This is a genomic window from Mesotoga sp. HF07.pep.5.2.highcov (assembly GCF_003666285.1).
GTDB lineage: Bacteria > Thermotogota > Thermotogae > Petrotogales > Kosmotogaceae > Mesotoga > Mesotoga prima.
Genome location: NZ_JFHJ01000480.1, coordinates 1 through 521 on the forward strand (window position 1 = coordinate 1; position 521 = coordinate 521).

A 521-nucleotide genomic window follows, 5' to 3' on the forward strand; every position below is an offset into this window, starting at 1 on the left:
TTCATGAACACAGCTTCAGGAAGCATCTCGACAAGACTCTCCAGAAGAACGGAACAACTTGTCAAATGTATATAATCTTTCTAACGATGAGAAATCAGTATCTTTCATTTTGAGCGAAGGTCATTTCTGCCGCCGTTCTGAAAATCAAGACAAAAAATCCCTTAATGGAGGAGGATGAGCACAGCTATGAGAAACAGATCTCTGGACCTTAATTACAAATCGTTCACCAGAAACAGGCTTACGATGTTTGAGTACAGGAAGAAGCCGTTGCTAGATCAGCTGGAAAGAATCGAGAACGATATGGAAAGACTCATACCTCAGAACGACAGCGAGAAGCTGCGGAGGCCCGGTTGGGTAAGGTCGGCAGAAAGAGATGTATCTCAGTTGCTAAGCAAGTTGAGCCAGTTCGATCAAAGGAGATATGCCGATCTCCAGGAAAGAATGAAAGAAACCGAAGAGAGACTAGATGCAGTTGAGATTGAAGAGGAAGATATCGAGCTGGAAGCGATCGCCGACGAAAT

At 44.1% G+C, this 521-nt stretch carries 1 protein-coding gene; it reads left to right on the forward strand.

The window, feature by feature from the left end; all coding sequences use genetic code 11:
• Positions 1 to 186: 186 nt before the first annotated feature.
• The coding region (locus tag BG32_RS10000; protein WP_147434935.1) for a hypothetical protein at positions 187 to 521 on the forward strand (335 nt) is incomplete at its 3' end.